The organism is Paenibacillus sp. A3 (genome assembly GCF_001399685.1).
Classification (GTDB): Bacteria; Bacillota; Bacilli; order Paenibacillales; family NBRC-103111; genus Paenibacillus_G.
The window spans coordinates 1-8755 of the sequence record NZ_JTHN01000277.1 but is presented as its reverse complement, the minus strand read 5'-3'; the positions used below and the strand labels follow the sequence as shown (position 1 = coordinate 8755).

At 52.1% G+C, this 8755-nt stretch carries 6 protein-coding genes and 1 pseudogene; 2 read left to right on the top strand and 5 right to left on the bottom strand.

The window, feature by feature from the left end; translation table 11 throughout:
• Nucleotides 1–1902, top strand: a 1902-nt coding sequence (locus QJ48_RS32780; protein WP_193394531.1) for a ComEA family DNA-binding protein, incomplete at its 5' end; no start/stop codon positions are given.
• A gap of 113 nt (nucleotides 1903–2015) precedes the next feature.
• Nucleotides 2016–3227, top strand: a complete 1212-nt coding sequence (locus QJ48_RS32775; protein WP_054977510.1) for a cytochrome P450 — start codon at nucleotides 2016–2018, stop codon at nucleotides 3225–3227.
• A 91-nt stretch (nucleotides 3228–3318) separates the two neighbouring features.
• Here QJ48_RS32775 and ispG read toward each other — a convergent pair whose 3' ends face one another.
• The 5 genes and pseudogenes from ispG to QJ48_RS32750 form a co-directional block, all read right to left on the bottom strand.
• Nucleotides 3319–4428: a flavodoxin-dependent (E)-4-hydroxy-3-methylbut-2-enyl-diphosphate synthase gene (gene ispG / locus QJ48_RS32770; protein ID WP_054977509.1), complete on the bottom strand. Its 1110-nt coding sequence runs from the start codon at nucleotides 4426–4428 to the stop codon at nucleotides 3319–3321.
• A 100-nt stretch (nucleotides 4429–4528) separates the two neighbouring features.
• Nucleotides 4529–5794 (bottom strand): ATP-dependent protease ATP-binding subunit ClpX, encoded by a 1266-nt coding sequence (clpX, locus tag QJ48_RS32765; RefSeq protein WP_054977508.1) that lies wholly within the window; start codon nucleotides 5792–5794, stop codon nucleotides 4529–4531.
• Between the two features lie 15 nt (nucleotides 5795–5809).
• Nucleotides 5810–6400: an ATP-dependent Clp endopeptidase proteolytic subunit ClpP gene (gene clpP, locus QJ48_RS32760; RefSeq protein WP_010493986.1), complete on the bottom strand. Its 591-nt coding sequence runs from the start codon at nucleotides 6398–6400 to the stop codon at nucleotides 5810–5812.
• Between the two features lie 346 nt (nucleotides 6401–6746).
• A complete protein-coding gene (gene tig / locus QJ48_RS32755; protein WP_054977507.1) occupies nucleotides 6747–8036 on the bottom strand; it encodes a trigger factor in 1290 nt (429 codons plus the stop codon).
• A gap of 171 nt (nucleotides 8037–8207) precedes the next feature.
• Nucleotides 8208–8755: pseudogene (locus tag QJ48_RS32750) on the bottom strand (hypothetical protein); the annotation flags it as partial.

The following is an 8755-nucleotide window of genomic DNA, read 5'->3' as shown; positions in this document are numbered from 1 at the left end:
GCCCAAGCCGCTGCGTCTTCGGTTAAGGAAACCGATTCTTTTCTATCCTACGTCAGACCGGACCCCTCCCAGCCGTTCCGAATCGTTCGGGATACCGGGGAGAAGAAAGGCGAATACCCGATTTTCGAACATACCGACGATCCGAAGACGGAGCATTTATTCCGCGACTCGTTTATGGCTGAGTCCGTACGTTTATTTTTCCTCGCTCAAAACTTGGTTAACCGCCCTAAGGAAACGCAGGCGCCAACGGAACCCCGCCAGGCAAGCCCCCCCGCTTACTTGTTATTATCCGAACGGGAAGGCGGCTTCCCCGGGAAGGGCTTTTATTTGAAGCAGAACGGAGAGCTGCTCGACCATACGGGCACGCCGTATGTCGACCTTATGAAAAGCACGGCCGCGTCCGACTACTTGGGCTCCATGAGCCAAATTTATCCTCATGAGCTCGGCCATGTCATGTACCATTTGCTTTCGCCGGACTGGGACCGGACCGAAAGCCGTTCGGTCGATATGCATTACGTATCCTTGACCACGGACCGGCGGGGCGCGTTCGACGAAGGCTTTGCCGAGCATTTTGAAAATGTGTCTTTGGATCATGAACCGGACGAAGCCAGAAAAACCGGTCTCGAATCCAGTGTCCGACAGGCGCGGTTAAGCACGGGCACTATGGTCTCAGGTTACGAAAAGGACTACGTCTGGCCGATGCGGCTGCAGCTTTATCGAGCCGCCGTTCCGTTCTGGTATCAGCGGTTCGAAATGCTGAAGCGGCACGATTGGGTGAAAGAGGGAACCATTCGTTTCACGACGACACAGCCGTCTGCAGGGTCTCCCGAACAAAACATCAAATACCGCAATACGGGCGTTCGTTATGTTGAGAGCAAACCAAGAAACGTATCGCAAGCCTTGGCTACCGAGGGAGTCGTTTCCGCTTTTTTTACGAAGCTGCTTTCCAGCGACTTGAAACACCGTTATAGGGAGGATTCGTTCTATTCGGCTTTTCTGGCGGATGCTTCGCGTACCGTGGATGCCAAAGCCGTGTTTACCCCACTGCAAAACGAGTACATGAAAATATTTCACGTTCTCCATAAGTATGTGAATCGAACCGGTTCTCCGCTGGCGGATTTCGTTCAGGGCTACGCCGCCGAGTACCCGGACGAGAAAGAAGCATTGCATCGGCTCCTGGGTGAAGCTACGGGACTAAGTGTAAGGGAGCTTGAAGCAAGTCCGCCGGAAATCTGGCTGTTGAACAAAAGCCATGCACACAGCTATTTGGCGATCGATGAGGCAGGCTCGATTCGAATGCCGTTTTATGCGTTCGATCTGAATGCGGCAGATGTCAACGATCTCATGACTTTTTCAGGCATCGGAGAGGCTGAGGCAGAAGCTATCATTCGGTACCGGGACAATCAATCGTTTATCCGGGAGCTGGATGAGGTAAAAAAAATCCCCGGTTTGTCTGCGCAGGCCATTCAAACGCTATTGGACGGGGCATACGACCCGAATTTTGCCCGGGAATCGAGAGCCCAAACGGAGCAACGGTTGGGGGAGAACGGATTGCTGCCAAGGCTGCTTGCGGGGTCACTGTGGATGCTTGCGAAGTTTGCTCTTGCTTGGTTGGGGATCTTTCTCTTGGTTTATTATGTGCTGGTGCTTAGGAAGCGGTTTGAGCTGAGGCGTGCTCTAAGGATTATCGTGATGAATGCGATGAAAATGAGTGTCTTGGTGCTATTCGCTCTGGCTTCCGTCCTGGCAGGCCGGCCGCTGTTGATTTTCGCCGTACTTGGTGTTTTGTTTCTAGTCATTGAACGTTTTTTGGTCTTGAGAAATAAACCACAAGGTAACAAAAAAGAAGCCTTTTGCTCCAGCCTGTTTTTTATGGCGGTACTCCTGTACTCCTTATCTTAAATGGATGTTCGCTTCAGAAAGCCATATTATTTCTATTTTAATCATTTATCTACTATAATAGTAATATCGACCAAATCATTGTTATATGAGTCTATTATGGAAGGATGACACGGATGGAGTCTGCCAAGGAGTTGCCTAAAGCTATAGCACCCGTAAAGGAATTGTCTGCAAAAGAAGCACAAATCGATCCGTTTCCGTTTTTTCGCCGGTGCCGCGAGTACACTCCCGTACGTTACGATCCTCAGAGGGAATGCTGGGATATTTTTCGTTATGAAGATGTGTACAACGTGCTGAGAGATCCCGCTTCATTCTCTTCGGTAAGACCGATCAAAGGCCCTGTCCTGCTGGGAAGCATCATAGGTATGGACCCGCCCAAGCATATGCAGATGCGCAGCATCGTCAGCAAAGCGTTTACCCCGAAATCGATCGAGGAATTAGGTCCGCGCATTGCATCGATCACCGAAGAATTATTGAACGCGGTTGCAAATGAAGGCACGATGGATTTGGTTCACGATCTGGCCGTTCCCCTGCCAGTCATCGTCATTGCCGAACTGCTGGGGATTCCGGCCCAAGACCGCCGGCTTTTCAAAGAATGGTCGGATTCGATTGTCAAGGGGCCGGAATCCGGGGATAAAGAAGACATGCACCGGCTGTATCTGGAAAGAGAGAAAACCCGGCGCGAATTGGACGACTATTTTCTGAAAGTCATTGCGGAGCGCCGCAATCGTCCGGAGGATGATTTGGTCACAAAATTAGTGGAAGCCGAAGTGAACGGCGAGCACTTAAGCGATATGGAAATTGTGGAGTTTTGCATTTTGCTGCTTGCTGCCGGCAACGAGACGACAACCAATTTGATTACGAATTCAGTACGGAGACTGGCCGAGGACCCAGAGCTGCAGACAAGGCTTCACGATCAACCGGCTTTGATCGAGAGCTTCGTCGAAGAAGTTCTGCGGTATTATCCCCCGGTTTTATCCCTAAGCCGTTATGCGGCCAAAGACGTTCGAATCGGACACACTGATATCCGGAAAGGCGATCTCATAATCCCCTGGATCGGTTCGGCCAATCGGGACGAAAGCAAGTTTCCCGCTGCCGATCAATTTATCGAGGACCGGACGCCCAATCCGCATATGTCCTTCGGCTTCGGCAATCATTTTTGCTTGGGGGCTCCTTTAGCCCGGTTGGAAGCTAAAATAGCGCTGCGCATCATCATGAACCGGATGACGAATATCCGCTTTGCGGAGCATTTCGAATTTAAACCAATCCGCAGCCCTTTTGTCTACGGTGTGGAGGAGCTCCCGATACTTTTTGACGCCAAGCTTTAAACAAATAAAATACACCCGCCAATGCCGGGCGGAAGCTGTAACTCGCTCCCCTCCCCTGCAATGTGCGGGTGTATTGTATTGATGTGCCTTATTAAATCGCCGTGTGATGCTTTCGGCCGGGAATTTCGCCCGTCCGCTCGAAATGCTCGACGATAATGTCGATTTCCTTCTTTAGCTCGGACAACAGCTCGGCTTCCGGCACTTTGCGGATCATCTCCCCATAGCGGAACAACAAGCCTTCGCCGCGGGCCCCGGCGATTCCGATGTCGGCTTCTCTTGCTTCGCCCGGGCCATTCACCGCGCAGCCAAGTACGGAAACTTTAATCGGCACCTTCAGCTTGGAGATATACTCTTCCACCTCATTCGCGATAGAAAACAGATCGATATCCAATCGGCCGCAGGTCGGGCAAGAAACCAAGGTAGCGGCATTCGTGATCAACCCGAACGATTTCAGCAGCTCGCGGCATACTTTCACTTCCTCAACCGGGTCTGCGCTGAGCGAAATCCGGATCGTCGAACCGAGCCCCATGCTTAGCAGCGCACCCAAACCTGCCGCGCTCTTCACGGTGCCGGAGAACAACGTCCCGGCCTCCGTAATACCAAGGTGCAGCGGGTAGCGGAAGGCTGCGGCAGCTTTGGTATAGGCGGCAATCGCCATCGGGACGTCGGATGCCTTCAGCGAGACGATGATGTCGCGAAAATCGAGCTCTTCGAGAATGCTGATATGATAAAGAGCGCTTTCGACCATTGCTTCCGGCGTCGGGTAGCCGTATTTCTCCAGCAAATGGTTCTCAAGCGAACCGGCGTTGACGCCGATCCGGATCGGAATCCCCCGCTCCTTGCAAGCCTTGACGACGGCTTCCACCTTCTCGCGGCGGCCGATGTTCCCCGGATTGATTCTTACTTTGTCAATCCCGTTCTCAATGGCCTGTAAGGCGAGCCGGTAATCAAAGTGAATATCAGCCACCAGCGGAATGGAGATCTGTTTCTTGATCTCTTTGATTGCTTCCGCCGCTTCCTTATTGTTGACCGTAACGCGGACGATCTGGCATCCCGCTTCTTCCAGCCGGTGAATCTCGGCCACCGTAGCCTTCACATCCGCCGTCTTGGTCGTACACATGCTCTGGATGATCACGTCATTGCTGCCGCCGATGGTTAGATTGCCGACTTTAACCGGAACCGTTTCCGTTCTATAGAACATGTGTTTTCTTCTCTCCCATGATGCCAAACATCCTCCGCTCCGGGGGACGAATCATCGGTCCTGCGGATTGGAGGCGTTTAGTTTTTTGTATATCCCGCGCTTACGCGCTTTCTTCTTTTTTCTTAATGGACTGGCCGTCCGCTGCGGTGATCTGAGGTGTGATCTTCGCTTGCACGGCTTCCTTGGTAACGTTGCACTTGGAGCTCTCCGTGCGGGATGGCGCCTCGTACATCACTTCCAGCATAATGCCTTCGATAATGGCGCGAAGCCCCCTCGCTCCGGTATTGCGCTTAATCGCTTCTTTCGCAATTTCCTCCAGCGCCTCCGGTTCGAATTCAAGGGACACGTTATCCATCTCCAGCATCTTCTGGTACTGCTTGACAAGAGCGTTTTTAGGCTCGGTCAAAATGCGGACGAGCGCTGCTTCGTCCAGCGGCTCCAGCGTCGAGATAACCGGCAGACGGCCTACGAATTCCGGAATCAATCCGAATTTCAGCAGGTCTTCCGGAAGCACAAGGGACAAGTATTCGCCCGGCTTCAAGTCGGCTTTATGACCGTCCGTGCCGAAGCCGATCACTTTTTTGCCGATCCGGCGCTTAATGATCTGCTCAAGCCCGTCGAACGCCCCGCCGCAAATAAACAGGATGTTCGTCGTATCGATTTGGATGAATTCCTGATGAGGATGCTTGCGTCCGCCTTGTGGCGGTACCGATGCAACCGTGCCTTCCAAAATTTTCAGAAGAGCTTGCTGCACGCCTTCGCCCGAAACGTCGCGGGTGATGGACGGATTCTCCGATTTGCGGGCCACTTTATCGATTTCATCGATATAAATAATGCCGCGCTCGGCTTTCTCCACATCGTAATCGGCCGCTTGAATGAGCTTCAGCAAAATGTTTTCGACGTCTTCCCCTACATAGCCGGCTTCCGTCAAAGACGTTGCGTCGGCGATCGCAAACGGAACGTTCAAAATTTTGGCCAACGTTTGGGCCAGCAGCGTTTTCCCGCTGCCCGTCGGACCGACAAGGACGATGTTCGACTTTTGCAGTTCGACATCTTCGAGCTTGCTTTGCTGCGAGTTGATCCGTTTGTAATGGTTGTATACGGCAACCGACAGCGATTTTTTGGCCTGTTCCTGCCCGATGACGTAGGAATCCAGAATCGCGCGGATTTCCTTCGGCTTCGGTACGTCTTTCAGGTCGAGCTCTTCCTCGTGACCCAATTCTTCCTCAACGATTTCCGTGCAAAGCTCAATGCACTCGTCGCATATATAAACGCCGGGCCCGGCAACCAGCTTGCGCACCTGCTCCTGGGATTTTCCGCAGAACGAGCACTTGAGCTGGCCTTTTTCATCGTTAAATTTAAACATGGGATCACTCCTTTTCTAAGTCAGATCACTGCGAGTGATAACCGCATCAATGAGACCGTACGCCTTCGCATCTTCGGCGCTCATGAAATTGTCACGGTCCGTGTCGCGTTCGATTCTTTCGTAAGGCTGCCCCGTACGCTCCACATAGATTTGGTTTAACTTCTGCTTCGTTTTGATAATCCAGTCGGCATGAATTTTAATATCCGATGCCTGCCCGCGGACGCCGCCCAGCGGTTGATGAATCATCACTTCGCTGTTCGGAAGCGCGTAGCGCTTGCCCTTGGCGCCTGCCGTGAGAAGCAGGGACCCCATACTGGCGGCCATGCCGACGCAAATCGTCGAAACGTCCGGTTTGATGAATTGCATTGTATCATATATACCCATACCGGCCGTCACCGAACCGCCGGGGGAGTTAATGTACAAATGAATATCCTTCTCGGGATCTACCGCCGACAAGAAAAGCAACTGGGCAATAACCAGGTTGGCGACGTCGTCGTCGATCGCACTGCCCAAAAAAATAATACGATCCTTCAGCAAACGCGAGTAAATATCGTAAGAGCGTTCGCCGCGGCCTTCCTGTTCCACAACCATAGGTACCAGAGTCATCGTCCCAACCCCTTTACTTCATAAATGCAAAACATTTTCGAGCCTTACTCAAAACATTGTAGCACGTTTAAAGACTAAAGTCATTTCCTGCCCGATACGAACAAACGTTGCGGCCGCTAACGTAAGTTTCGCCGGCAGGACAGCCTTGCCGCCGCCTATGTATTTCCTTATGTACCGCATATGTAATGGTTCGCTTGCTTCATATGTAACGCTTATTATGTTATGCTTATGTACTTCTTATGTGCATGTTTCGGGGAAACGTCAAACGCGGTTTAAGGTAAAACAAAGGCACGCATGGATGTACACGTGCCTTTGCATGTATGTTCGCGTTTATACTATTTCCGAATTAAGCCGTTTTGCTGTTGTCAACCAGGAATTTCACGGTTTTGCGGTTGACGATATCTTGCAGCAGCGATCCCAAATTGCCGTTGGATGCGAAGATGCTGCGAATTTCGTCAACGGAACGGCCGTACATTTGGGCCAGGTTCTCCAGCTCGGCGTTGATTTCTTCTTCCGTCGCTTCAAGGTTTTCCGCTTTCGCGATTGCCTCAAGCACGAGGTTGTTGCGAACGCGCTTCTCGGCGTCGGAGCGCATTTGACCTTTGAGGTCCTCGGCGCTTTGACCGGTGAACTGGTAGTACATGTCGATGTTCATGCCTTGCGTGCGCAGACGGTTTTCGAATTCCTTCACCATTTGCTCCGCTTCGTCGTTAATCATGACTTCCGGAATTTCCACTTGCGCTGCTTCGGAAGCTTTTTCTACCAGATCATTTTCTTTCTTGCGATCGGCTTCGTTTTGCTTGCGCTCTTTCAGCTTGCTCTCCAGATCCGCTTTGTACTCATCCAGCGTCTCGAACTCGCTCACGTCTTTAGCGAACTCGTCGTCGAGGGCAGGCAAGTTTTTGCGTTTGATGTCATGCAGCTTGATTTTGAAAACGGCTTCTTTGCCTTTCAGCTCTTCTGCATGGTAGTTTTCCGGGAAGGTTACGGTGATGTCCTTCTCGCCGTCTTTCTCCAGGCCGACAACTTGCTCTTCGAAGCCCGGGATAAAGCTGCCGGAGCCAAGCTCAAGCGAATAACGCTCCGCTTTCCCGCCCTCGAAAGGAACGCCGTCTACGAAGCCTTCGAAATCGATCGAGACCATGTCGCCGTTCTCGGCTGCGCCTGCTTCTACCGGAACGAGTTCCGCATGACGCTTTTGCAGCTTTTCCAGCTCTTCGTTTACTTCTTCGGCCGTTACTTCGACGGAAGGAGCTTCGAGCGCGATGCCTTTGTACTCGCCAAGCTCTACTTCAGGCTTCACGGTAACTTTCGCTTTGAACTTGAGAACTTGACCTTTGCCGAATTGCTCGACGTCCACTTCCGGACGGTCCACCGGCTGAATGCCCGTCTCTTGAACGGCTGCAATGTAAGCGTCAGGCACGATGATATCGAGAGCGTCTTGATACAAGCTTTCCACGCCGAATTTCGATTCGAAAATAGCGCGGGGCACTTTGCCCTTGCGGAAGCCCGGAACGTTAACTTTGTTCACGACTTTTTTGAATGCCTTGTCCAGAGCGGCGGCTACTTGGTCCGCGTCCACTTCAATATCAAGAACGGCTACGTTCTTCTCTATCTTTTCCCAGCTTGCTTTCATTTTATGCTTTCCCCTCCAAAAATTATCCATCGCAATTTTGTCACGTTCTGGCGGAGTCGCGGTACAGCCCGGACAAGCCCGCCGATATAACCACTATATTATAACCGTAATAAATGCGGTTTTCAAGGCTTCAAACGCGGAAACGTCGGGAAATCGTCCCGCGGCGCCATTTTATAATCTTCGTGTGAATACGTTTGCGGCGAATTGCTGCATCATCCGGTAAGCTTGTTCCCACTGAAACGCCAGATCCGACGTAATCCCGTACAATTCGAAGAGCTCCGCTTTGTCTCCGCCTTCAAATACTTGTTCGAGCAAGGTCAGATGCAGCGCTGCCGCCCATACATCCACACAGGGCGCGTCCTGCCGCAGCATTTGCCGGTAAGCGGAAGTGCCGTAAATAAACGCCAAAAATTCGTTCCACGTCTCCGATGCAAAATACGAGAGCGCCGGATGCTGCGTCTCGCTGATTTCCTGCACGCGGTTGATAATTTCTTGAACTTGCGAGGGAAATTGATCGAAGGCCGCCGGCGTATCCTCGATCTCGACGACCGCCGCTTCGCCGTTCTTGTGCAGCGTTACGCTGCCGGTCACGCCCCGTTTCTTGAGCGTCTGCAGCGCCTTGAACTGGATCAGCGGATGCCGCCCGGCATCCTCCTTCAACCATCCGATCAGCTCTTCGTCGATCCCTTCGTCTTCCAGAAACGCAAGCTGATCCAAAG